This is a genomic window from Aeoliella straminimaris, assembly GCF_024054565.1.
GTDB lineage: Bacteria > Planctomycetota > Planctomycetia > Pirellulales > Lacipirellulaceae > Aeoliella > Aeoliella straminimaris.
The window spans coordinates 59860-85735 of record NZ_JAMXLR010000004.1 but is presented as its reverse complement, the minus strand read 5'-3'; the positions used below and the strand labels follow the sequence as shown (position 1 = coordinate 85735).

16 protein-coding genes are annotated in these 25876 nt (G+C 59.2%); 7 read left to right on the top strand and 9 right to left on the bottom strand.

The genetic code is table 11. The features are described 5' to 3' along the window. Positions 1 to 75 precede the first annotated feature (75 nt). Positions 76 to 732 (bottom strand): ECF-type sigma factor, encoded by a 657-nt coding sequence (locus NG895_RS01290; protein ID WP_341871425.1) that lies wholly within the window; start codon positions 730 to 732, stop codon positions 76 to 78. A 480-nt stretch (positions 733 to 1212) separates the two neighbouring features. Further along, the gene (locus NG895_RS01285; RefSeq protein ID WP_252850632.1) at positions 1213 to 1428 is read right to left on the bottom strand and encodes a hypothetical protein; all 216 of its coding nucleotides are present in this window, start codon (positions 1426 to 1428) and stop codon (positions 1213 to 1215) included. Positions 1429 to 1621: 193 nt separating this feature from the next. Here NG895_RS01285 and NG895_RS01280 point away from each other — a divergent pair, with 193 nt between their 5' ends. The 7 genes from NG895_RS01280 to NG895_RS01250 all read left to right on the top strand — a co-directional run bounded on the left by NG895_RS01280 (position 1622) and on the right by NG895_RS01250 (position 15005). Then, positions 1622 to 3127, top strand: coding sequence for an endonuclease/exonuclease/phosphatase family protein (locus tag NG895_RS01280; protein WP_252850631.1), 1506 nt, complete (start codon positions 1622 to 1624; stop codon positions 3125 to 3127). Positions 3128 to 3148: 21 nt separating this feature from the next. Then, positions 3149 to 4756: a phospholipase D-like domain-containing protein gene (locus tag NG895_RS01275; RefSeq protein WP_252850630.1), complete on the top strand. Its 1608-nt coding sequence runs from the start codon at positions 3149 to 3151 to the stop codon at positions 4754 to 4756. A gap of 509 nt (positions 4757 to 5265) precedes the next feature. Next, positions 5266 to 7113: a DUF3352 domain-containing protein gene (locus tag NG895_RS01270; protein WP_252850629.1), complete on the top strand. Its 1848-nt coding sequence runs from the start codon at positions 5266 to 5268 to the stop codon at positions 7111 to 7113. Positions 7114 to 7146: 33 nt separating this feature from the next. Continuing rightward, positions 7147 to 9480, top strand: a complete 2334-nt coding sequence (locus tag NG895_RS01265; RefSeq protein WP_252850628.1) for an efflux RND transporter permease subunit — start codon at positions 7147 to 7149, stop codon at positions 9478 to 9480. Positions 9481 to 9776: 296 nt separating this feature from the next. Beyond that, positions 9777 to 10217 carry a hypothetical protein gene (locus NG895_RS01260; RefSeq protein ID WP_252850627.1) on the top strand — a complete coding sequence of 147 codons (441 nt, stop codon included), beginning with the start codon at positions 9777 to 9779 and terminating at the stop codon, positions 10215 to 10217. Between the two features lie 130 nt (positions 10218 to 10347). Beyond that, complete coding sequence (locus NG895_RS01255) at positions 10348 to 11880, top strand: efflux RND transporter periplasmic adaptor subunit (RefSeq protein WP_252850626.1); 1533 nt, start codon at positions 10348 to 10350, stop codon at positions 11878 to 11880. Positions 11881 to 11885: 5 nt separating this feature from the next. Then, positions 11886 to 15005, top strand: a complete 3120-nt coding sequence (locus tag NG895_RS01250; RefSeq protein WP_252850625.1) for an efflux RND transporter permease subunit — start codon at positions 11886 to 11888, stop codon at positions 15003 to 15005. 96 nt (positions 15006 to 15101) lie between these two features. On the opposite strand, the gene NG895_RS01245 is transcribed toward NG895_RS01250, so the two are convergent. From NG895_RS01245 to NG895_RS01215, 7 genes are all read right to left on the bottom strand, one after another. Further along, on the bottom strand, positions 15102 to 18731 hold the full coding sequence (locus tag NG895_RS01245) for a M56 family metallopeptidase (protein ID WP_252850624.1): 3630 nt from the start codon (positions 18729 to 18731) through the stop codon (positions 15102 to 15104). 22 nt (positions 18732 to 18753) lie between these two features. Then, positions 18754 to 19107 (bottom strand): BlaI/MecI/CopY family transcriptional regulator, encoded by a 354-nt coding sequence (locus NG895_RS01240; protein ID WP_252850623.1) that lies wholly within the window; start codon positions 19105 to 19107, stop codon positions 18754 to 18756. Between the two features lie 138 nt (positions 19108 to 19245). Next, a complete protein-coding gene (locus tag NG895_RS01235) occupies positions 19246 to 19494 on the bottom strand; it encodes a zinc ribbon domain-containing protein (RefSeq protein WP_252850622.1) in 249 nt (82 codons plus the stop codon). Positions 19495 to 19805: 311 nt separating this feature from the next. Beyond that, positions 19806 to 20987 (bottom strand): vWA domain-containing protein, encoded by a 1182-nt coding sequence (locus NG895_RS01230; protein WP_252850621.1) that lies wholly within the window; start codon positions 20985 to 20987, stop codon positions 19806 to 19808. 110 nt (positions 20988 to 21097) lie between these two features. After that, a complete protein-coding gene (gene acs, locus NG895_RS01225) occupies positions 21098 to 23056 on the bottom strand; it encodes an acetate--CoA ligase (RefSeq protein WP_252850620.1) in 1959 nt (652 codons plus the stop codon). 127 nt (positions 23057 to 23183) lie between these two features. Next, positions 23184 to 24416: an aldo/keto reductase gene (locus NG895_RS01220; RefSeq protein ID WP_252850619.1), complete on the bottom strand. Its 1233-nt coding sequence runs from the start codon at positions 24414 to 24416 to the stop codon at positions 23184 to 23186. An 11-nt stretch (positions 24417 to 24427) separates the two neighbouring features. Beyond that, positions 24428 to 25558 carry a 6-phosphofructokinase gene (locus tag NG895_RS01215; RefSeq protein WP_252850618.1) on the bottom strand — a complete coding sequence of 377 codons (1131 nt, stop codon included), beginning with the start codon at positions 25556 to 25558 and terminating at the stop codon, positions 24428 to 24430. Between the last annotated feature and the right edge of the window lie 318 nt (positions 25559 to 25876).

Below are 25876 nucleotides of genomic sequence, written 5' to 3'. Positions count from 1 at the left end.
TAACAGTGCGAAAACGCCGTTCAAGCGCCCTCACTCAAATCCCGAATAATCTACAAAGATCCGAGTTGCGGGAATCTAGCCACGCCCCTGAAGCTGGGCATACAACCACGTCCGGGCAAACGTCCAATGTCGCTCCGCCGTCGCGCGGGACACGCCGAGAGCCTGAGCCGTTTGCTGGGTCGTCAGCCCGGCAAAATAACGCAGCTTGACCACGGCCGCTTTCACGGGCCATCTTGCTTCCAGCTCTGTCAGGGCTTCGTCCAACGCGAGGAGGTCGAGGCAGTCGCTGTGCTCGTCATCAATAGCGACCTCCACCAGTTCCTCCCGCTGCAAGCGGCCGCCTCGCTTCTGACTCTTCTTCTGCCTGGCATTTTCGATCAGTATCCGCCGCATTGCCTCCGCCGCAGCAGCAAAAAAGTGCCCACGCCCATTCCACTGCTGCGGTTTATCCGACTTGACCAAGCGGACGCAGGCTTCGTGCACGAGGACCGTCGGCTGCCAGGTCTGTCCGCGTTTCTCATGCGCCAGTTTCGCAGCGGCCAGCTTGCGAAGTTCGTCGTAGACCGGTGGCAATAGCTGCTCTGTGGCGTTTGAATCGCCCGCTTCAATCCGAGACAAGATCTGGGTGACATCGACCACAGGGTCACGATCGCCAAAGTGTGTTTCAGTACCCCCGTCCACCACCGGTTGCGATTCGTTCGCACCGGTAGGGTCGAATAGAGAAGACAGCACATCATACACCGTCCGTCATTCACCTGCGACACTTTGCGACGTGCGGGAAGTGGCATATTCGGCTTGCGCTAGCTCAAGAAAACCGCTTGGCAGATCCCTCAGAAGTAGCCTTTTCAGCGTGGCGACTGCCAACGCAGAAGTGACGGAGGTCGACTCCACCGCCTACAATTCCCTGCCGCTCAAACTCGCTTATAGCATTCCATTACACCGGCTTTATGCGTATCGCCCGCCCGCTCGCACAAAAACTCATTCGGCGCGGCGGTTGTGACGACCTCTGCGAGAATTGACTGGCAAGTATCTGCCTAAGGGGAATAGACCTGAGGAATGGAAGCACCAGGACAGCCTCAATGCTTTCTTACATTGTCCTGAAGCGAACCATGGAAATGCTTTGAGTGTGGGCCTAGTGGTAAAGAGCGATAGGCCATTCCTCGTCTCGGGGCTCAGGCCAGGAATGCAGGTCCAAAGATCATTTTCGCCCATTTATCGCGGAAGAAAGTGCTCGCGCGTACGCTTCTGCACGCCATTGCACGTGGATGCACTAGAAAGCATCTTACGCGTTGCGCCGGGAGTTACACAATCGTCGGTGCCTGTCAGTCGTAGTGTGACCGGCTGGTCGTCTCGGCCGCTTACCATCGCCCCCAGGCGATCGGCGGACTGTAAGTCCTGGCCAGGTAGCAGATGGCCATAGGTATCCATGGTTAGCGAGATGGTGGGGTGCCTCATCAGCCGCTGTAGTAGCCGCTGCGTGTAGGCGGTGGTCCGCTAGTCGACGAGGGGTGTGGGAGGGGGCAGGTGTTAGGCGGATCTGGGCCACCGCATTTGGACCTGGCGTCCAGGTAAACTATGATTGTACGGAACGGCATTCCAACTCGGGGCTTCGAGTGCGCAGATGAAGTATGTCAGAATTGAATACGCCGAGAATATCATCTCGCGCACCATGCAGGGCATCTGGCAAGAGATGTCGTACATGGTGCGCGTTGAGAATCTTTCCTACCAAAAAAACCTAGAGGTCCACTGGCGCGGTGAAGATGGCCAGTGGCATCAACTCGAGGCGGGTTATCACTGCACGTTGCCTGATGGCAGCGAATTGTGGTGTGCCAGAACACGCCGTCCATTGACGCCCGAACATTCCCTACCTGGGGACATTCGCTTCTCGGTGTGCCTGCACTGTGCCGGGCACACCCATTGGGACAACAACCATGGCCTGGACTATCGGATTGACGCCGACTCGGGAGTGATCGTCTATCGCGATGTGCCTGTGCAGAACCTGTTTCATCATCCGGTCTTGCAGGGCGGAAAGGTCTCCCTTTCGATCGACGCGGCGGTACGATCTTCGCTGCACGCGAAGAATGTGCGGATTCACTGGTCGACCGACAAGTGGCAGACCAGTCACGTAACGCGTTGTTTCAATCGCACCAATCACTGGGACATGGCTCGTGGCAGTGTGGCGCGGAATCCGAACCGGCATGGTTGGGAAATCTGGACAGGACGCGTACCGATACAGCACTCCTATCGCGTGGAATACGCGATTGAATGCGAGTCCGACAAGGAAACTATCTGGGAGAACTGCGGTGGCGCCAATTACCAGGCTCGACGCAGCACCCTGCGGGTGCTGACACTAAATCTGCATTGCTATCAAGAAAGCAATCAAGACTACAAGTTCCGCCAGATTGCGCAGGCGATCCAAGACTTTCACATCGATCTGGTCTGCCTTCAGGAGGTTGCAGAGAACTGGAACGACGGCCATGGCGACTGGGCCTCGAACGCCGCGCGGGTAATCAACTCCTATCTGCCGTTCCAGTATCACCTGCATACCGACTTTTCCCACCTGGGATTTGATCGCTATCGCGAAGGCGTGGCCATTCTAAGCAAGCATGAGTTCTCTATGACCGACTCGGGGTACGTGTCGGACAGTCAGGACATCTACGACATTCATGCCCGCCGCATCGTGATGGCGCAAGTCCATGTGCCTTACTTTGGGCCAGTGAATCTGTTTAGCGCCCACCTAAGCTGGCCGGAAGATGGCTTTTACACCCAGTTCGATCGCATGCGGAATTGGGCCGACGAGCGTCACGGCGACAACGTGACCGCCACGCTGCTGTGCGGCGATTTCAACATCAAGGCTGGTTCCGATGCTTACTGTCACATCGTGCGGTCGAGCGAATACGAGGACCAGTACCTGAAGTTCATCAACCGGCCGGCGTTCGAAAGCGTTTTCGGCACCGGCGTTGCGGATATTGGCAAGGCGATCGGCCATGATGGCCGCATCGATTACATCTTTCTCAAGCGAGGCTCCCGCGTTCATTCCTTGAATGCTCGCGAACTTTTCACCAAGCAGTCGTACGGGCGTGTTTCTGATCACACAGGCTACTACGTAGAATTTGAACTGTTGTAGTCCTCAAGAGTAGCCGACCATATGAGTTCCTACTTTGCAGAGCGTTATGCGAGGCCAACCCATGCCCGGTTGGAAACTCCGTTTGAACGCCGGAACGATTTTGGCGAACTGTTTTATCTGCGACGGGGAACGCTCACCTTCGATGTCGACTGGGGCACCGACCTCAACATCAAGGTCATCGTGAAGGTTTACTTCGAAGATGGCAGTCACGAGCAATACATTGCTCACACCGACCCCATCAACGTGCAATGGGACAAGCACCAGCGGGTGACGCGTGATTTCTTTGTCCACATGCAGTCGATGCATCAGGGCCGCGTCACGTGCGTGAAGTTCTCCTACATTCTGCACCACCACTTCAAGTCCGTACCTTCCGAGTTCGAGTACATATTCATGGACGGCCCGCTTGTCGCGCGGCCGGAAGAACAGAACTGCGAGGTCTCCGAGCAATGGTCGACACGCAACGACTATCGAACAGTCGAATTGAACGACTGGGTCTTGCAGTGCGATGTGGACTGGATTAACCACAATTATCAATCGCTGAATCTCATTCCCAAGTTCACGAAAGGTCAGACCTGGCACCCGTACCATCCCAAGCGGTTTATTCATGACCATATCGACAAAGTCATCTGGAAAAAGCAAACAGACCCAGAGGGCCTTCATGCGATCAAGGTCTGTGTAGATTGCATTGACGACAAGGACTTCTGCAATCATCTGCTATACGCACACGAACTTGGGGTCTTGGTGCAAGTGATCGTTGATTGGCGCAAGATGACGCTAACCAACAGCAAGAACTACCTCAAGTTGAAGCGCTCTGGCATTGAACTGCTGGGCGAGATTTGCACCACGCGCGATGCGCTGGCGGAAGTGGCAACGGACATGCACAATAAATTCATCATCTTCGATGGAGAAGACAGCATCATTGGTTCGTTTAACATCACTTTCGAGCAGTGGGGTGCCAACTGGGAATCGGGCATGACGTTCCATTCTCAGGGGATGTGCCGATTGCTGGATAACATCTTCCAGTCCCTCCGCGGCGGAGTCATTCAGCGGTACGGAATTGACCCGCGAAGCCCGTTCAATCTCTTCTATACTTTCGGACGAAATGCCATGCTCAATGGCAAATACTATCGCCCGCATCACGCCCTCTTTTCCGAAGTCAACCGTGCGAAGAAGTCCATCGACCTGTGCCTGTTCCTCCTCGGTGAGCTACGCGGCGAGCATCACGACAGCATCGTCGATGCGCTGATCAATGCTCATCGGCGTGGAGTCAAAGTGCGTACTATCCTTAACGGGCACCTGGCCTGGCAAGGGGATATCCGTAAGCCACGGACCATGGAGAAGGAGTTCAGCCGCCCGCTGCTGCCGGCCGTGCAGAGATTGAAAGACGCCGGCCTTCCGATTGCACTGGTTTACGGCGTGTACGACCGACCGGTTCCCTATTCGCCAGTGCATTCCAAGCAATGTGTGATTGATCGGCGAATCGTTCTTGATGGCAGCTTCAACTGGTACAACACTTCCGTCCTGTCGCACGATCTGCTCGTGGTGGTCAACAATGAGGAAGTCGCGCAGCACTATCTCGACGAAGCGCAACAGATACTGGATACATTTCGCGTGTTTTGGTTGAATTAGTTTTCCACCCGGCCCAATCGCTGGTCTCAATATGTCGTATCGGTCGTGGTGCACTTTGTCGAAAGCTGGTGTGGCGGAGTGCCAGAGGTTGGGCGCACCCGGGCGGGGCGGAAGCCGGACAAAAGACTGGTTGGCGGCGGGGCCTCTGTCCGACGTGGCAAGGACGAGCAAGGTTCGACGGCCGAGGACATGGCCTCCGCGGTAAAACAACTTCGAATCGACAATTCCCGTAGAAGCTGGTCTTGCCGATTGCAGTAGCATCCACAGCGAATCAGGTTTCGTTTCGCAAGCCGTCACCCGCCACACCTCCAGGTCCTACGGCGGCAGTTGAAATATGGCTGGAGTACTTGATGTGGCGGGCCAGGCAGTCGAAAATGGAAACTGCCGTGGGGCGTCAGAGTACAACCTTGGTAGGATTCGGCCTTGCTGCAAAACCGAGTCGCTGTGCCAGATGGCGCACGTCTTCTTTTCTACAACCTGTCTTCCCATTCCCTCCGAAAGGGGAACTCATGGCTGACGATTGCTTGGCGGATCGCTGCAAGTTGCCGCTCCTCTGGCTCGCCTTCTTAGTACTCCAGGTCACGGCCGGACGTGCAATTGCTGCTAAACCCGCGGTTGATCTGCTTCCTGCGGCGACCAAGTTCTGTTGGTCGGTGGCCCACGAGCAAGAGTACAGCAAGCGTTTTCATGCTACGCAGCTGGGCGGCTTGCTGTCGGATCCGGCCGTGCAACCATTTCTCGATGACCTGCCCCGTCAGATGCGTGAAGAGGCCAGCAACCACCCGTTGAGTGTGTTGTGGATCGACCTGGGGATTGAATCCGACGACGTCGAAGACCTCACCGAAGGAGAAGTCGCCTGGGCGGTGGTGCACGCTGACGGCGAGACTCCCGCGCGAGTGCTGCTGGCCAACGTCACCGGGCGGGCGGAGCAAACCGAAGCACTGCTGGCGAAGATCGACGCGGCGATGGCAAAAGAGCAAGCCAGGAAGGATGAAATAGAGATTGCTGGCACCCCGGTCACCCGTTTCGACTTGCCACCGGCGGGGCAGTACGCGCGGCGCAGTTTGTTTTACTGCCAGCGGGATGGAGAGTTGGTGTGCGCCGACTCCGAATCGATTCTGAAAGTGCTGCTGCAAAACTTGGATTCCGATTCCTCGGAAGTCTTGAGTCGACAGCCCGGCTATCAGCAAGTCATCAAACGGTGCCAGGCCAGCGCTGGCGACCAATCGCCGGACGCAACGCTGTATCTGGTGCCAGTGGACTTGATGGCTGCATTACAGCAGTTAGCGCCGGAGCCCGACGAGCGGACAGTGGAAAACCTGCGAATTGCCCGGAAACACAATTTTGACGCGATCTCGGCTGTGGGAGGGCTGTTGACCGTCGGCCAGGGTGAGTTTGATTTTCATCTACGACTGGCGATCTACGCCCCCAAGCCCTGGCAGAACGGTATGCGCGTCTGCAACTTGCCAAACGCAACGATGAAGCTTCCGGCTTGGGTGCGGGGTGATAACGATAGCCTTATGCTCTTGAATGTCGATTTCCAAGAATTTTCCAAGTACTTCGGCCCCCTTTTCGACGACGTGTACGGCGAAGGCGAAGAAGGTCTGTACGAGGACCTGAAGAACTCCCTCAAGGAGGATCCCGCGGGTGCGCAGATCGACGTTGACCAGGAGGTCTATGCCAAGTTGTCGCCGCAGACCGTGCTGCTGTCCCGCGACGTGTTGCCGGTGACTCCCAATTCTCCGCAAAGGTTGATTGCCTATGCCACCACGGACGAAGCGGCCTTGGCCGCCACCGTCTCCAAAGCCATGGAAGCAGATTCCAACGTTGAAATGCAGGAAATCGCCGGCCACAAAGCGTACTTCTCCTACACGGTGGAGGAGGGCGACGGTTTTAGCGACTCGCTGTTGGAGCCCGAACGAAGTGAAGAGCCCAGTTTCATCACGTGCGTGGCCAACGGTCACCTGATGTTCGCCACGGACGCACAGATATTGGAGGATGCCATTGCTGGGGGCGAATCGATGGTTGACAGCGTCGACCTGCAGGCAGCTGGTTCCTACTGGAAGCCACTCGGCAAAGAGCGATGCCTCGAGTACTTTGCCCGTCTGGGGCCCGCAGTGCACGTTGACTATGAGTTGTTCCGCCAAGGTAGGAAGCCCCTCGCTGGTAAATCGTTTAAGGGGCTTTTGAACAACATCGCCATGGGAGAACCACCAGCAATCAACGAGCCTGAGTTTGACGGTTCGAAGCTACCACCGTTCGAGCAGGTTCAACAGCACTTTGGGTTGGCGGCCCTCGCAGGTGTGGCGACGGACGACGGTTGGTACTTGGAGGGGTTCATTCTGAAGAAGCAGTAGGGCGGGCTGCTGCAATTTCTCAGTATTGGCGACATGAAGAAGTCAATCACGCAAACGGTTATCGACGCACATGCCGACTTCTTCGAGCGGCACCGATCGCTCGTGTTGTTTCTGGTCGCCATTCTGACGCTGGCTTCGATCTATGGAGTGACGCAACTCCAGTTCGATGACGACATTGTTGGATTGCTAGTCTCCAGGGAGGAGCGGGACACTTCCACCGGCGAGGACGTTGGCGCCCGCACCGACCGTGGTATTCTGGTGATGCTTGCGGCCGAGGATATGTTCACGCCCGAATCACTACGGGTCATCGAGCAGACTAGTCAGGAGCTCAAGCAACTCGACGGCGTGGTGGGCGTGGTCTCTCTGTACGACCTGCGTACCCCCAAGCGAGTTGGCCGTCGAAGGACTTTTGCACGGGTGGTACCGCCCCCGGATGCAGAGATCGAGCGGATCGAGAAGGCTCGGCAGTTGGTGATGGAACATCCCATGGCCCGCGAGCAGCTGATTTCGGCGGACGGGAAGGAGACGCTGATCGCGCTGGAAGTCGACCCGCGGCTGACGACCACGGCGCTGCTTGCTCCCATGGTGCAGGACATCAAGCAGGTTATCGCGAGTACGTCCAAGGGAACGAGCGTTTCCGCGATGGTGACAGGTGTCCCGGCCATTCGCATCGAGATGGCCAGGGCGACCGCCCGCGATGAGATCATCTTTAACATCGTGGGCCCGCTGCTGGCGATCCTTATTTCCTACGTGATTTTCCGCCGTGTTGCTTCGGTTGCGATTGTGTTGGCGGGAGCCGTGCTGGGAGTGGTGTGGACAATCGGAATTCTCGGGCTGCTGGGCATTTCCATAAATCCGGTGAATGCCGTCATCGCACCGCTGGCCCTGGCGATTGGGCTGACGGACTCGGTGCATATGTTGATGCATATACGCGACGAACGCGGCAAAGGCGCCGAGCCGCTGCACGCCGCCGTGTCCACCATTCGATTGGTCGGTTTTCCCAGTGCACTCACGTCACTGACGTCGGCCATCGGCTTTGCTTCGCTGGGCATTGCCGAACTCAACGTACTGGCAGAGTTTGGCTTGTGCTCCGCGCTGGCGGTGGTCTTGGCCTTTCTGTCGGTGATGACGGTGGTTCCACTGCTGGGCAGTTCGGTGCTCGGGAACTTCATTCAGCTTCCGCGGGAAGAAAAGCAGACGCCGGACAAGACCAAGTGGCATACTCATTTGGTAACGTTCTGCGTCGACCATTGCGTAGTCACAATGATTGCGAGTGTGCTGGTCACGGCATGGGCATTGTACCTTGCCAGTCAGCTGGAAACCGATCCGCGAGTTGGCAATGGCTTGCCGACCTCGGGCCCGACGCGGGCCGCGTTTCAGTTGATCGACGAAAACTTTGGTGGCGCCTTGCCAGTGGTGGCCACCGTTCGGTGGGACTCGGATGCCGGCGTTACCGCAGAGCAGGTGTACGACGCCGTGGCGGCCGCCCATGAGGTGCTGGCAGGCGAGGAGATCCTGGGGCCGCCGTTGTCGATCGTCAACATGTACCAGTCGATGGCCGAAAAAGACCAGAACACCAAATCGCTATTTCAGTACCTGGCAAAGATTCCTCGCGAGCAGTTGAACAATATCTTTGATCGCGATCGCCGCCGCGCACTCGTGCTGGCCAGGTGCGAGGATGCTGGGGGAGAACCGGTCTTTGACATGCTGGAAAACGTGCAGCGTCAGTTTGCTGACTTGGAAGTGAGCCATCCGGGGTTCCACTTTGGCGTGCCCGATTCGGCGGTCAAGGGCATTGCCAATAGCACATTCATCATGGACGATCTGGCGATGAGCTTGTTCATGGCGGTGCCCGTTACGTTGGGGGTACTCATGCTTGCCCTCCAATCGTTCAAGGCAGGCGCCATCGCCTTCTTGCCGAACGTCTTTCCAATGGCAGCCCTGGCGGCGACGCTGGTGCTGACTGGTCAGTCGGTAACGCTCACCGGGGCCGCCGTGTTCGTCATGTGTTTCGGCATTGCTGTCGACGATACGATACACGCCATCGCCGGCTTCAGTCGCAGGTATCGGTCGGGCGAATCGGTTCGCGACGCCATTGTGAACGCCTATCGGGATTTAGGCGATGCGGTGATCTCCACCACCGTGATTCTACTTGGCGGAATTGGCGTCGTGATGCTCGGTCAGTCGTACACGACACGGAGCTTCGGTATGGTCTTCTGCATTGGCCTGCTCTGGGCCATTGTCGGCGACCTGGTCATCCTGCCAGCGGTGCTGGCGTGCTGGCCACACCGGAGGAAGAAATCGCCTGACGCGTTAAATCCGCCGGAGGCCACAACGACGGAAGGCGGTGAAACGGGCTCGAGTTAACAGTGGTCCAGTGAGGCTGCATCGCTAGCGTGGACACGCTTTACCCACTTTCCTCCGAGAGAAGGTTTTCCAGACGAGAACTGAAGAACTCGGCCAAAACGTTAACGGTGCCCAGGCGCCATCTACATGCGGACGCCCGAAAACCGGCAATTCGAACCAATGGCGGCTGGTGAAATTTGGGCGCTCCGATAAATTGACATCCCCCTGGCATTGAATCTAGACTAGGCTGGTCTTTTTGCTGGCGCACCCATCCCACCTTCGCGAGCAGGTTTCCCATCGGCCCCAAGTTCTCCAACATGCGCTTTTCTCGTGTACCGCTGCGGTACGCGCTGCTGCTGTTGTTAGCCTGGCCGGGCCCCGTGCCGGTGATGCATTCGCATAACCAAAGCGATTGGGAGTCCGGGCAGTTCGAGCGGCATATCTCCCTTTACCATGGGGTGCAGGAAGACGGGACCGACGACCCAGACGAGCCGCACCTGCACTGGGTGCTGTACTGTGTGGCCATCGACGAGGCGAGATTGGCGGAGCACCCGCCATGCGTGATGGATAACACGCAGCAAACGAACGTCCAGCGGCAGCAATTGATTCTCGGCGACATGGCCACCTCGCTGGTGGGCTTTCGCTCTGCAACGTGTTCCAAATCGCGGAGCCAACACCATCGCGATCTCTGCGATGGAACATCTCTTAGCCGTAGCGGACTGGCCTTCCACCAGCACTTCTGCATCTGGACCTGTTGAGCACCCCCGCAGTTAGCCCCGGTGCGCTAGTTGCTTAGCGAAACGACACCATTGTCGTACCGCCAAGAACTTCTTGCAGGTTTCTACCAGGCCGCCTGCGGCCTTCCCCCGTTTCAGCGTGGATAATGCTATGAACCATGCCATTGGTAGCTCGCGGAAAACCGCTTTCGGCGTCCGCGGCAAGTTTTTGGTCCCGGTTGTGTTACTCGTGATTGCCGCGATCAGCGGGCTGGCCTACCAGTTTTCCAACCATTCACCCGAACGCCCCAGCACCGCCAGCACGTCGCCGCCGATTCGACAAGCGGTGTCCGTAACTCCGGCTTCCACGGCGATCGGGAGTGCGACCGTCATCGAACTGCCCAAGTCGCAATGGGAGGTCTCGGGGCTCGCCTTTGAGCCTGTGTCCATGGCTCCCTTTGTGCAGACCATTCGGCTGACGGGCAAGGTGTCGCTCAACGAGGATCGCATCGCCCATATCTATCCGATGGTCGATGGCGAAGTCGAAAGCGTGCAGGTCGGACTTGGGCAAGCTGTTCATGCGGACGATCCCCTGGTGATTGTGCATAGTCGCGAGATTGGGCGAGCCAAGCTCGAACTGTACCAGGCGCGGCTGCAGCACGAGATGGCACTGGCCAAAGACAAGATTCAGCGGGGTACTGCCGAGAACGCCCGAGAATTGCTTGCCTCGCTAAGGGAAGGGCTCTCCATCACCGATATCGAGAAGAAGTTCCGTCATCGGGGTATGGGCGACTACCGCGAGCGGCTGCTCCTGTCCTACTCCAGCTACTTGAAGTCGGCGGCCGACGTGGCCCGCCTGGAAGGCCTCGCAGAATCAGGGGCTGTATCGGGAAAGCAGTTTCTGGCAGCCAATTCGAACATGAACGCCGACCAAGCCACGTTTCAGGCGCGGATCGAGCAGGTCGACTACGAATTACAGATGTCGTTGTTGCAGTCGTCGCAGGCGGTCCGCGAAGCGGCCACGCGCGTGGCGGTGGCCACTTCAAATCTTCAGATTCTTGGTTGCCGAGATGAGGAGATTGCCTCCATCGATCCCAAATCGGAAGGAGAGTCAATATCGCACTACTGGATTCGTGCCCCGTTCGACGGGACCGTCATCTCCAAGGACGTATCGCTCAAGGAGCAAGTGCATACCGACACCCAGATCCTCCGCATCGCCGACTTGTCGACGGTATGGATCTCAGCCGACATCTACGAAGAAAATGTGCCGATCTTGAAAACACTGGCAGGCAAGGCTGTGCGCGTACGCAACCAGGCGTGGCCCGATCGCGAGTTCGAAGCCGAGGTGTTCTTCACCGGAGAGATCATGGACGAGGCGACCCGCACCATTTCAATGCGGGCCGTGGCCAACAACGAAGATCGCCTGCTGAAACCGGGAATGTTCGTCACCATCGAGCTCGACGAGCAGGCGCAGCAGCAAAGCCTGGCCGTGCCGTTATCGGCGGTGCAGGAGCACGCTGGCCAGCAGTTCGTCTATCTGCACCTGGGCGAAGGCAAGTTCGAACGTCGCGACGTCGTGCTGGGCAAGCGGAACAAGCAAGCGGTTGAGGTGCTGGATGGGCTGACCGAAGGCGATGAGGTGGTGGTGAGTGGCGGCTTTGTGTTGAAGTCGAAGATGCTCGAAGACTTGATGGGAGAGGAATAGCCGCCATGATCAACCACGTCATCGAGTGGTCGCTGGAAAATCGCTTCATCGTCATGCTGCTGGCGGTCGTGGTATTGGGGATGGGGGTATTTGCCGCCACCACGATTCCGCTGGACGCCGTGCCCGATTTGACCAACGTGCAGGTGCAAATCCTGACGAACTCTCCCGCGCTAGGGCCGGTCGAGGTCGAGCAATTCATTACGTTCCCCATCGAGAACGCGATGAGTGGCATGCCGAAGGTCAGCGAGATTCGCTCCATTAGCCGGTTCGGCTTGAGCGCCGTAACGGTCGCTTTCAAGGACGGCACCGATATATACTGGGCCCGCAGTTTGATCAACGAGCGACTACTCAAGGCCCGCGAAGACATTCCGCCAGGCATGGGTACGCCCGAACTCGGTCCTATTGCCACGGGCATGAGCGAGATCTATCAGTTTGAAGTCCGCAACGACGAACATGGCCAGCACTCGCTGAAAGAACTGCGGACTATTCTCGACTGGCAGATTGCATTTCAACTGCGCAGTGTGCCTGGAGTGATTGAAGTTAACACCTTCGGTGGCGAACTGAAAACCTACGAGGTCCAGGTCGATCCAGAGAAGCTCAAGAACTATGGCATCTCGCTGGGCCAGGTGTTCACCGCCTTGGAGAACAACAATGGCAACGCGGGGGGTGGCTACATTACCCACGGTGCCGAGCAGCGATTGATCCGCGGCGAAGGGCTCATCGGCACGCTCGACGACATCCGCACCATCATGGTCGAAAGCCGCGATGGTACGCCCATCCAGGTGCGCGAGGTGGCCGAGGTCCGCTACGCTCCCATGCTGCGTCAGGGGGCAGTTACCCGCGACGGCGATCGCGAGGCGGTAATCGGCATGGTGATGATGATCATGGGTGGCAACTCTCGCCAGGTGGTCGAGGACGTCAAGCATAAGATCACCGAGATCCGAAAAACCCTACCCAAAGGGGTCGAAATCGATACCTTCTACGACCGCACCGAGTTGGTGGAGAAGACCATCCATACCGTGGCGGAGAATATCGGCCTCGGTGTGTTGCTGGTGGTGGTGATGCTGATGTTGCTGTTGGGCGACGTACGGGCCGGACTGATCGTGGCGGCGGCCATCCCGCTCTCGGCGATGTGTACGCTCATTGCCATGAAGTTCGCCGGGGTATCGGCCAACCTGATGAGTTTGGGCGCCGTGGACTTTGGTGTGATCGTCGACGGTGCGGTCGTCATGATCGAGAACTGCGTCCGCCGCGCAGCGCACTATCAGAAGGATCACGGTGGCGATCATGTGCCCCTCGGAGTCTTTCGCGAGTCGGCCAAAGAGGTCGGCAAACCCATTCTGTTTGCTGGTGTGATCGTGGTGATTGTGTTTATCCCCATCCTCAGTCTGCAGGGCATGGAAGGCAAGATGTTCCGCCCCATGGCGTTCGTCTTCATGACGGCGCTGTCGTCCGCGCTGGTGCTGGCCGTCACGGTAATGCCCGTGATGGCATCGCTATTCCTCGCCCGGCAGATCAAGCAGCACGAGACCTTTCTGGTGCGATGGATCAAGGCCGTCTATCAACCAATGCTCGCATTCGCCATGACGCGGCCCAAGGCGATGTTGTCGGGATCGGTGGGGCTGTTCGCCGTAAGTGTTCTGCTGGCCACGGGGTTTGGCGTGGAGTTCGTTCCCAAACTGGACGAAGGCGACATCGCCATTCAGGCCACCCGATTGCCGAGTGTATCGTTGGAGCAGTCCATCGAAATGTGCAAAGATGCCGAGCGGTGCCTGCTGGAGTTTCCCGAAGTCGAGACGGTCGTTTCCAAGACGGGACGCCCCGAAATCGCCAACGATCCGATGGGTGTATACCAGACCGACATTTATTGTCGACTGCGGCCGAAATCCGAGTGGACCGAAGGGCTCACCAAGGCCGACCTGGTCGAAGCCATGCAGCAGCGGCTGGAGCAACAGGTGCCCGGGAACGCCTTCAGCTTCACTCAGCCCATCGAATTGCGGGTGCAGGAACTGGTGGCCGGTGTACGCTCCGACATTGGTTTGAGTCTCTACGGCGACGACCTGGACGAACTGAAACGCAAGGGCGATGAGATCGTCATGGCCCTGAACCAAGTGCCTGGCGCAGCCGACGTGCAGGCGCAGCAAGTAGCGGGACTGCCGTATCTGAGGATCATCGTCCGCCGCGAAAGCCTGGCCCGGTATGGCATCAACGCCCGCGATGTTTTGGACGCCGTATCGACGGTGGGCGGAATGCCCATCGGCCAGGTGTTCGAAGGGCAACGCCGCTTTCCGTTGCAGGTTCGCCTGGCGCCCGACTGGCGGACCGACGCCAGCCGAATAGCCGAACTGCGGATCGACGACCCGGAAGGGCGACAGATCCCCATATCGCAACTCGCCGACATTCGCGTCGATGAAGGACCGGTGGAGATCAGTCGCGATGCCATTCGGCGACGGCTGCTCGTGCAGTGTAACGTCCGGGGACGCGACCTGGCCGGCTTCGTCGCCGAGGCTCAGCAGGTAGTGGAGAGCAACGTCGAGCTACCCGCCGGCTACACGCTGCGGTGGGGTGGTCAGTTCGAGAACCTGCAAGAAGCCAGTCGTCGACTGGCCATCGCCGTCCCGGTAGCGCTGTTTCTCATCTTCGCAATGTTGTACATGACATTTAATTCCGTCAGCCTGGCGATGTTGATTTACTTGAACGTTCCCATTGCCGCCACGGGCGGGGTGCTATTCCTGTGGTTTCGCGATATGCCATTCTCCATCTCTGCGGGAGTGGGGTTCATCGCCCTGTTTGGCATTGCGGTGATGAACGGCGTTGTGCTGATCGAGCACGTACGGCATCTTCGTCATGCGGGAGACAGCCAGCGCGAGGCCGTGGTGAACGGAGCCATGGACCGGTTGCGGCCGGTGCTGATGACCGCTTCGTGTGGCGCGCTGGGTTTCTTGCCGATGGCCATGTCCACCAGTTCGGGGGCCGAAGTGCAGCAGCCACTGGCTACCGTGGTGATTGGTGGTCTAATTACTTCCACGGCCTTGACGTTGCTGGTGCTGCCCACCATCTATCGATGGTTCGAGCCTAAAGAAACGGAGCCGGAACCAATCGATATGACCGAGTTCGAGCATTGAGCGTCTGTGCCACACCAAGCGAGCGTAGACTTCGTTCACTGGTTGCGCAGTACGGCTGAAACGAGTGCTGCGCAACCGTGATTGGTGTACGACCGGCTACTGCTCCTCGGCTACAATGAGTCGCCCAAAGCCAAAGCGACGACCTTTGTGGAAGCCAATCGGGAACAATTCGTTGTCGCCATCCATTCTCTCGATTCGTTTCATATCGGTGTTATAAACCGGAATGCCAACGTACAGAATGCCGGGCGTCCCCTCGCTGGTGAGGAAGAAGAAAGTGGCCACGGCTTTGGGGGCCAATTGCTTTTGGTCGGCATCGTAGTGCAGCAGCAGCTCGCCATCGAGTGGGCGTCCCTCTTGTTCGAGGGCCGCCATCGAAGTCGGACTGGGGGCGTCTTTCCAGCGATTCTCGGGCAACTCCCAGCACTGTAGGCCAATGCCGCGGAGTGCGTACACCGGTTCACCGTCTGCCGAGGGAATCTCGTCGCCCATCAAGTCGTAACCCGCTTCACCCGCCCATTTCAGGATCTGTTCCAGCAGCTCCGGGGTAAGCTCCTGATTACGCCAACGCTCGGGCAGCGAGGCAGCTCGCCCGGTGTCCAGATCGTACAGCACCCTTCCGCCGGGCGCTTGTCGCACGGACTGCAAAATCCAGTTGCTCGACCCACTGGCACTCTCGAGCATCGTGTCGGGCGTCAGTTTGAAGTCGGCGCCGGCCGGTTCGGGCACGCTGGGAAGTTCCACCGACTGGTAAGCGGGGTCGTCGGTGTACTCGATGGCGTGCTGGTTCCACCAGTCGGCCCACTGTCTTGCCACGCGGTGGAAGAGGAGCCGCTTGGCCCGTTTCTGGCTGGGTAAGTCATCGTCGTTGAGAAAGACGTGGTACAGTTCTTCTTCGCCAAACTGCTGGCCGGTGAGCGCTTTGAGTGCCCCAAATACCTCACGGACAGGGCGGCCGAAAGCGTACTCGGAATCAGTGTTGTTGCGGTCGAGATCGTTCTGCTGCAGGAAGTTTATTAGCGATTCGTCCGTACCGCTCACCCTGAGCCCCATGTCCGATCCGGAGGGACGAAGTGTCTTGGGTATCGCTCGAATTAGGGCTGGCACGGCACGTTTGTCGTCCATCGCCCGCAGCAGGAAGCCGGTGGAGCGAAGCATCATGTCGTTGTCGGTGCGATCGAGTTCCGCGATGAGATCCGGTACGGCATCTTCGCCAAACGCCGCGATGGTGCGGAGCTGGTTCGCCCAAATATCGGTGAACAGCTCGTTGCTGCGGTTCATGTCGTCCAACGCGGTAATCAGTTGACTCACCGGCGTATCAGGACGGAGCGTCGCAGCATCGGGCTGTGGTGTGGCCATCCTGCGAGCTATTTTCTCGCGGCGGGCTTGCTCGCGAATTCGTTGTGCCAGGCGATCATCGTCGTCCATGCTCACCGCGTCGTCAGCAGAAGTTCCTTGGATGATGTCGTGGTGTACCGTTTTTCCCTCGCCCACCTGAACGTAGGCGGCCGAATCGCTAGCGCCCATAAGATAGATGTAGTTGCGGCCCGGGGCCACGTGCAGACGAAAGGTGCCGTCGGCTCCGACTGGTGTGGCCGTGACACCAGCGCCAACCTTCGGTCGCGCGGGGCCGTAGTGGGCGACGTAGAGATCCTCAAGCGTACCGTCGATAGGCTGCTTGTTGGCGTCGAGCACCCGGCCCTCGACATAGCCGCCGCGCATCATGCGAATGTCCTTGGCCGTCACACGCTGACCCGCAGCGACCTTCAAGGCTTTCACGGCCAGCGGCATCCGCTCCGGCGCTACGGCCCAGATGTTGTAGTGGTCGGCGATCATCCGCAGTTGATACTTCCCTTCGTCGTTGGTGTGGGTGGTGTACCAACCACCTTCAGCGATGCCTTGAGATTGCACTTCGACACCCGGCATCGGCTCGCCAGTTACCAAATCGAAGACCGTTCCCTCGACGACCGCAGGCGGATCGAGCTGTAACTCTACTTGCTGAGGGACACTGGTGTACTCGCCGCGCGTACGCGGATAGTTGGGATGGCTTACCCAGAGGCTGTGGGACGTCATGCCCGTGCCCACACCCGTCTTCGGATCGAAAGACTCGGTTTCCTTCACGTCCCAAGGGGAGAGGTCGTCGATGGAAAAACGACCTTTCTCATCGGTCATCGCCGTGTGGACTCCGGCCATCGGGTGGTTCGGACTTTGAGTGGTCACGACGGCCCCGGCAACGGGCATGCCGGCGCGATCGGTAATCACGCCACTTAGCGAGGCGAGCTCAGATTTCAGCGTAATCCCCAGCGCACCTTTGTGGTCGCTGCGAAGGTAAGAGATCTTTGAGGCAAACCCAGGCTTCTTTACCACCAGCCATAGCCGGGTCTCTTTCTCCCGTAGCGGAAGACTATCGATGGCAAACTTGCCATCGGCATCCGCCACTGTTTCCTGTTCCAGCGTGGGCACCGCGGTCCAATCGGCGTAGCGATAAAGCGCGACCGTGGCGCCCGGTTCGGTGGTGCCTGTCAACGAGTTTTGCTCGGCCGTCTGCTTGGTGGCAGGTGCCTGGGCGGGAGCTCGCTCCGTCGTCAGTAGACCCAGCGTGAGTGAGGCAAGCATCACACCGCCCAGCAGTAGAGCCGCCTTGGGACGAGCTGGGCGGATTCGCAGTGCATTCTCCGCGACCACTTCGACGCGCCTGCGGACTTGAGAACGTCGGGCGAAGGCCAATCCTGCCGCCGTGCGAAATCCCGCCAGCTTCAAGGCGAGTTGCGCGAGCAAACGGCCATACAGTTTGCTATCGCCCAAGTAAGCGGCAGCCCGGGCGTCGCACACTTCGTCGCAAGCATCCGCATGCGCCAAGCGAACCGGCCACATCAGCGGATGGAACCACAACAACGCCCGCAATAGAACCAGCAGGTGGTTCCACACCAGGTCATTGCCCGCGGCATGGCCCACTTCATGTGCCAGTGTGGCTCGCAGTTGCATTGGGTCGGCATTCGCTATCTGATCCGTGGCCACCAGAATCCGTGGGCGCGGGCCGCCGATACTGATGGCGGTCGAGATGCGCTCGGACTGTCGGACGGGAATCCTCCCTCGGTAGCCGTAACTGTTCGCAATACGGCGAATCTCTTCTTCAACCTCCGCTGGCACCGCTGTGCTTTTGCTGTAGATCCGATGAAGCCGCCAGGTGCCGAGCAGCCAGGAGCCAATCGAGATCAGCGCACCGGTGGCCCACGCTGTGGCCAGCCAGACACTGAAGTGGAACTCCGGCGCTGGCGGTGCAGGGGAGGGGGAAGTTTCGGCAGTGGTGGGAGATGTTGCTTCCAACGGCTCCGAATGCCAGTTCGTATCGTCTTGCAGCGGAGTTGTCGTAGCGTTAGCCGTGGGCGTGGAATCAGTAGCTGACCTGGCCGGTGCAGCGGTGCTCGAGGAGGCCGTGTTCGGGATGACCCGTGGCGGTGTGACGTTGACGGTAGTTTCGGTCGCGTTTGGCGAAGCTGGTGGCAGGATCGAGAGTCGATACGGCAACAACGCCACACCCATCACGGCGACGAGCCCCACTACGATTGCCCGCCACAGATAGACCCGCAGGTAGGGGCTCCAGCGAGCCAATGCCCAATGTGCTGCCCAGGCCAGCGCCAGCAGAAGCGTGATCCGAAGCAGCAGGGCGGTGACAAAAACGAACCGGCCGCTATGGGGTTCAACCAGCCAGACGTCTGCAAGCAACATGACGTTGTACTCCTACGTAGGTTTAGCCGTTGTCGGCCAGACGCTTGAGCTCAAGCAGTTCTTCTTCGCTGAGCTTCTCCGCCCGAATGAGATGAAGGATCAGATTTTTCGCCGAGCCTTCGCAGTAAGCATCTGCAATCTCGCGAACGGTTGATCGAAGCGCAGCACGGCGACGTGTGATGGCCTTATAGAAATAGGCCTTTCCCGACTTGCGACGCGAAACGTGGCCCTTGTCGAGCAAGATGGCCAGATAGGATCGCAGCGCGGGATTCTTTATCGGTTCAGGGTATCTCTCCTGAATCTCAGCAGGCTTCAGCTCGCCATGCTCCCACAAGATTTGCATGACGGCCAATTCGCCAGGAGTGAATTTAGGCATGACGTGCTCCCTTTGATGTGCAGATTTTACTGCACATTGAGGGGCACGTCAAGCATGTTTATTCACCAAGCGTTCCGGCGTCATGAAGAAGTGGATGCCGCGGCAACCTGGAGGGTCGCGTGCGAATCCATGACGCTGCTAGTGAAGCAGCATATGAAATGCCGAGTAGATGATCCAAATCATCGCGACGCCGACGAACAGGTAGACCGCCACCCAGGGCGAGATTCGCGCAGGGCTGCCTTGGCCGCAGTGGGGACAAACCTGATCGAAATAGCGGATGGGCTGATCGCATTCACTGCAGTGGCTCGATTCATGACGGTGGCGGTGCCACACCTTCTGCAACCACTGCCAGACTTTGGATGAGGATTTCGTTCGTGTTGCCGCCATCGTATCACCCCGTGACCATGCGCGTTGACGATTGCTTGCCTCGCTCGCACCCAAACATTGAGCGTTGTCAAAGCATTAGAGTTCCTGCCAAGTAAAGCTTAGCTCACAAACGAGCAGCGGGAGTCGGCCGCCCTCCAGCGTCCATGGCGTCAATGACGCTGGAAATCACGAGGGTTTGGGCGGCTCGCTCCCTGCGGTGAACTACGAAACGGCGACACGGCATGCGGGTAAATGCAGCTTTGCCGATTGAGGAGAATTCTCTATTCTTCGCTGCTGCCGCCGCCATCTCTTCGTGCGGCCCGAGTCGACTTCTACCTCTCGTCGAACTCGAACGAATTGGCGGTGGCTTGCTGGCGGACCGATTCTACGATGGCGTCGTCCAGTGACTCGGAATCGCCTTCGGCAAGCTTGGCCCGCTCGGCAGCCACGTACTTGGCTCGTTCGGAGGCCAGCTTCTTGATCTTCTCTTGGATCCCCGATCGCTGGTCGGCCAGCTTCTTCACATGTGCTGCAAGTTGGTCGGTTGACAGATCGCGAAGTTCCTCTGGCAGTTGCTGCTTATCGAGCTTCGCCAGCTCCACCTTCTTTTCATTGACCGCGTCTACCAGGTCCCAGTTCGCGTTGCGATACAGTCGGCTGGCCTTCGTCACGGATCGTAAGCTGGCGACAGCCGGGGCGGACTCGGCGGCGTTCGTGTCTTGCGCCTCTTGGCGTGCCAGGGCGACTTTGCGTTCTTCGTCGCCGCCATAGGCACAGTAGGTGCTATTGAGTTGCTTGTTCAGCTCCGCAAGTTGTTCGTCTTGAGGGGCTACGATGTTGGGCTCCACGCGATTGGCATCGATGTGCATATAGCTGCCATCGGCCAGCTTCGCACCGTCGGCCCACATGGTGTTGACGCCCTCGTCGTAGCTGCCGCAATGTATCGTGCTGACGGTGATGTTCTTGTCTGCCGCTGCGCGGCAGGCATCGTGGTAGTCGACGGAGCCTTGCGTGAAGGGTTCATTACCGGCAATGAAGATGCATCGCAAGTCGGCTTTGGCGTCGCTCCACTCGAGCTCACGGACCGCTTGCTCGATTACCTGGCCACAGTACTCGCTGCCGCCATTGGTGGTGAGGGCAAACAGCTCTTCGGAGATCTTATCGAGGTCGAGCGTAAGCGGCACCACTTGGCGGATGTGACCTTTTTCGGCCGACAGGCGATCGTTGCCGTACTCGTATAGGGCGACGTACACATCCGCCCGCTGCCCGTCGCGCCGGGCCGATTCGAACTCGTTAACGATTTTCCACAGCTTGGTACGGGCTTGATTGATCAGGCCGTCCATGCTGTTGCTGGTGTCGAGCAGCAGTGCGACTTCGATGCGAGGCTTGCTGGTCGTCTTGGCTGGCACCGCGATCTCGTGCGTAGCAGGACGCACGGCCGTCTCTTGGCTGATGCCGGACGAGGAAACGAAGAGCGAAGCTAGCAGAAAGGCACAGGCGATCGGGGCGCGCATGGGTCGACTCCTGACAAGGACAAGAAAGAAAGGCTCGTACCTTGATAGACGCTACCCACACGGCGAGAGTTCCCGCCGGGAAAAATCGTTGGGAAAAGGCCGGCTTAGCCCTATTCTTTCCCCGAACGCAACCTTGTCAGCACGGTGTAGTCTTCCAACGTGGTAGTATCACCCACCGCTTCGCGACCGGCGGCGATGTCCTTCAGCAGGCGTCGCATGATCTTTCCGCTCCGCGTCTTGGGCAGCGAGCCGGTGAAGCGGATGTCTTCGGGCTGAGCCAATGCGCCGATTTCCTTGCGGACGTGATGCTTTAGCTCTTCTCGCAGTTCCTCACTGGGGTCGACGTCCTTGAGCGTGATGAATACGGCCACCGCCTCGCCCTTCAGGTCGTGCGGCCGGCCCACGGCGGCGGCTTCGGCCACGGCGGGATGCGAGACCAATGCGCTCTCGATCTCAATGGTGCTGAGCCGGTGCCCCGAGACGTTCAACACGTCGTCGATGCGGCCCATGATCCAGTAGTAGCCGTCTTGATCGCAACGGGCGTTGTCGCCGGCCAGGTACTTGCCGGGGATACGCGACCAGTAGACATCCTGGTACCGTTGCATGTCGCCCCAGATACCACGCAACATGCCTGGCCATGGCTGAGTGATGGTCAGCCAGCCCCCATGGCCCGGATGGACCGGCTGGCCATGGTCGTCGACGATAGCGGGAACCACGCCGGGCAGCGGCTTGGTGCAACTGCCTGGTTTGGTGGGAATGGCGCCGGGCAGCGGGCTCATCATGATGCCGCCGGTCTCGGTTTGCCACCAGGTGTCGACAATCGGGCACCGCTCGCCGCCAACCTTCTTGTGGTACCACATCCATGCTTCGGGATTGATGCCCTCGCCCACGGTACCGAGGATTCGCAGGCTGGACAGATCGTGTTTGTCGACCAACTCGTCGCCCCACTTGATGAATGCGCGGATGGCCGTGGGAGCGGTGTAGAAAACGGTAACCTTGCGGCGTTCAACGATGTCCCAGAATCGATCGCCGGCGGGATGGTCCGGCGCGCCCTCGTACATCAGCACCTTGGCCCCGGCGGCCAGCGGTCCATAGACCACGTAGCTATGGCCAGTGATCCAACCGCAGTCGGCCGTGCACCAGAAGACGTCGTCGTCGCGATGGTCGAACACCCACTCAAAGGTCTTCTTGGCGTACAGGGTGTAACCGGCCGAGGTGTGTTTGATGCCTTTGGGTTTGCCGGTGGAGCCACTGGTGTAGAGGATGAACAGCGGTGTCTCGCTATCGAGCGGTGCGGCCGGGCATTCGTCCGATGCGGTGTCGACCACATCGTGCCACCAGACGTCGCGACCTTCCTGCATGTTGGGGGCGTCTCCCGCCCGCTTCAGCACCAGGCAGTGCTCGACCGTGGGGCTTTTGGCCAGGGCTTCGTCCACGGTTTCCTTGAGCGGCAACACCTTGCCACGCCGCCAACCGCCGTCGGCCGTAATCACCAGTTTGGCGCCGGCATCGTTGTTTCGGTCGGCAATCGCTTCGCCGGAGAAGCCGGCAAAAATCACGGAGTGGACCGCGCCAATGCGTGCGCAGGCCAGCATCGCGATCGCCAGTTCAGGCGTCATCGGCATGTAGATGCTCACGACGTCGCCCAGGCCGATGCCCAGCGACTTGAGTGCATTGGCGCACTTCGAAACTTCGGTCTGCAACTCGGCGTAGGTGAGCGTCCGCTCGTCGCCGGGCTCGCCTTCCCAGACAATCGCCACGCGATCGCCCCGGCCTTCGGCCACATGCTTGTCGACGCAGTTGTAGCAGGCGTTCGTCTTGCCGCCGACAAACCATTCGGCGACCGGTTCGTTCCACCGCAGTGCTTCGGTGAACGGTTCGAACCAATGCAGTTCCTCTTGGGCGATGTCGGCCCAGAACTTGGGCGGATCAGCGGCCGCACGGTCCCACAGTTGTTGATACTCTTCGAGCGACTTGATCCGCGCCCCGGCCGAGAATTCGGCTGGCGGCGGAAATAGCCGCGACTCCTGCATCACCGTATCGAGCTCACCACCGTGTTCATCCGCCATATTGGAATCTCCAGCCTGAGAAAAGAGTATGGATTTCAGACTCAAAGTTTCGCGAACCGCGGCGCGGATGTCAAACCGTGAAGCCGCAGGGGCTTCGGCTTGCCGGCTCTACTGCCACCGCGAGCTGCTACTCGCCCTGGCTAAGGCGTTTTATCTCCGCCCCGCCGAGCATGGCGTGCGTCTCGGCCAGCCAGCCACGAACCTCCTTGGCAAAGGGAGAATCCTTCACCGCCTGGTTGAACTTTTCGTCGGAGATAGCGTCGAGGTGCGCAGCGCTCAGTCCTTCGAACCAGTGGCCGCCGTTGCCCAGCAAGTTGTAACGCATTTTGCCATACTCCGTCAGGTCGTACGCTAACGCCACGTTGCGCAACCACAGCATGGTCTGCATGTTCATGTAGCCGGGCGACGCCTCCCAGTCGGGCAGTCCCTCGACAAACCGAGTAGCGACCTCGGCGCCCACCGCATCGACCATGGCCTGGTCGAGTCGCGAGACGATCGGCGCAATGGTGCCGGCGGCGTGGTCCAACAGTTCCAGGCTCGACATCTGCAAGTCGAAATCACTGGGTTTCGACGCACCAAGGCTCAGCGTGTGCACCTCGGGATGGGATAAGCAGAACAGGCTATTGAACACAATGGGGTGCAGCGGCCGGCAAAGCTCGACGAGTTTGTCCGAGGGCCGATACAGCATACCACCCTTGTCGTTGGGCGAGATGATGAACACGCCCATGTCGAGTTGATGGGCGAGTTCAATGGCAGGCCAGTTGCTCTGGTTGATGTAGTACCAGTGCAGGTTCACGTAATCGAAACCGCCATCACCTTCATGTTGTAGCGCGGCGAGGATGGTGTCGGTCGAGGCATGCGTCGAAAAACCGATGTGCCGCGCCTTGCCTTCGGCCTGCAGTCGTCGAGCACTGGCCAGACAGCCACCGGGCCGCGTCGACTGCCACAGCAACTCGTGGTTGTTGATGCCGTGGATGGCCAGCAGGTCGACATGCTCCAGGTTCAATCGCTCCAGCGATTCGGCAAATTGCTGTTCGAACACGGCCGGATCGGCAGCGGGCGCGATCTTGGTCTGGACGATCAGCTTATCCCGTTCGAAGGTTGGCAACACGACGCCCAACTGGCGCTCGCTGGATCCGTATCCGCGAGCCGTCTCGATATGGTTGATGCCCAGCTCGACGGAGCGGCGGATCGTGGCCTCGAGGTTGCGCTGATTCTCCGCCTCGACCTCCGCAAGGGGCATATCGGACCACGACTGCTGATAGCGCATGCCACCGCAGCTGAAGACGGGCATCTGCAGGCCGGTGCGGCCAAAGGTTCGGTAGATCATGCTGCCAGGATACCCCATTCCGGCGAGCATCGCAGCGCTTGCTACTCGTCGCCCATGCAGGTGCCTACTAAGCGGGCGGCTCGCACCCAAGGATGGTCGGGCGGAACCAGCTTCTTCTGGCCGGCAACTTCTACCAGCGGGATGTTCTCGGTGGCATCGCCCCGCGCGGCGACCATCACGGCGTATTGCCGCTTCGAGAGCACCTCGGCACAGGCCGAGCCCAACCGTGTGGCGAGCAGGCGGTCGGCGGCCGACGGAGTTCCGCCCCGCTGCAGGTGCCCGAGGATCGTCAGACGCGACTCCATTCCGGTCGACTTTTCCAGTTGACCTGTCAGGTGCAGCGTGTGGTCCACGTGCTCTTCGTGGAACTTCTTCAAAGCGTCCGAGGCAGTTTTCTTCTCATCCTTGTCCTGGGCGTCTTTCTTCTGTTGCACCAACGAGTCGATCTGCTGTTGCTGCTCGATGGTCACGGCGCCTTCGGCCACAGCCACGATGCTGAAGCGGTGCCCCCGCTTGGCTCGTCGTTTGATGGCTTCCGCCACCACCTCTGGGCTGTAGGGGATTTCGGGAATCAGAATGGCGTCCGCACCGCCGGCAATGCCCGCACCAAGTGCCAGCCACCCGGCCCGGTGGCCCATCAGTTCAACGACGATCACGCGGTGGTGACTGGTGGCCGTGCTGTGTAGGCGATCGATGGCTTCGGTGGCAATCTGCAGCGCCGTGTCGAAGCCGAACGAAACGTCCGTGCCGGCGATATCGTTGTCGATAGTCTTTGGCAGGGTGACAACATTCAGGCCCGCCTCCATGAGCCGCATGGCATTCTTCTGGGTGCCGCCGCCGCCGATGCAGACCACTGCCTCCAGGCCATGTCGATGGTACGTCTCGACAATGGCGGGGGTCATGTCTTCGGTGCGGTCGCCGATGGGCATTTTGTGGGGTTTATCGCGACTGGTGCCCAGAATGGTGCCACCATCGGTCAGGATGCCGGAGAGCTTCTCGCCGGTGATTCGCAGCGTACGATCCTGCACCAGACCACGAAAACCGTCGCGGAATCCGATCATCGACATGTCGAATCGATCGAGGGCGGCCTTGCCGAGCCCTCGAATCGCAGCATTCAATCCGGGGCAATCGCCACCGCTGGTGAGGACGCCAATGCACTGATCGCTTGCCATATACTCCCTTAACCTTCCGCCGCCTTACGATTCTGAGGACTCACAACTCTATGTTACTGAATAGATGGAAGGGTGGAACCGCCCAGGCGTTGCCCAGACGCGCGTCCGCGATCCATCGATGAACGCCAAAGTTGCGCAAAAGCGGTCGATAACTGCGAGAAAACCGGCCTCGGTCCACCGTCCGCTCCTCTATCATGATCCTGCGGAATATTCGGTGCGACCCGAACGACGCTCGAGGTCGACAAGGCCAACCGTAGCCTCCAGGCGGTTTTCCGCCGGCGGCCGTGGGGGTCCTGGGACAGGAAACAGAGAACACAG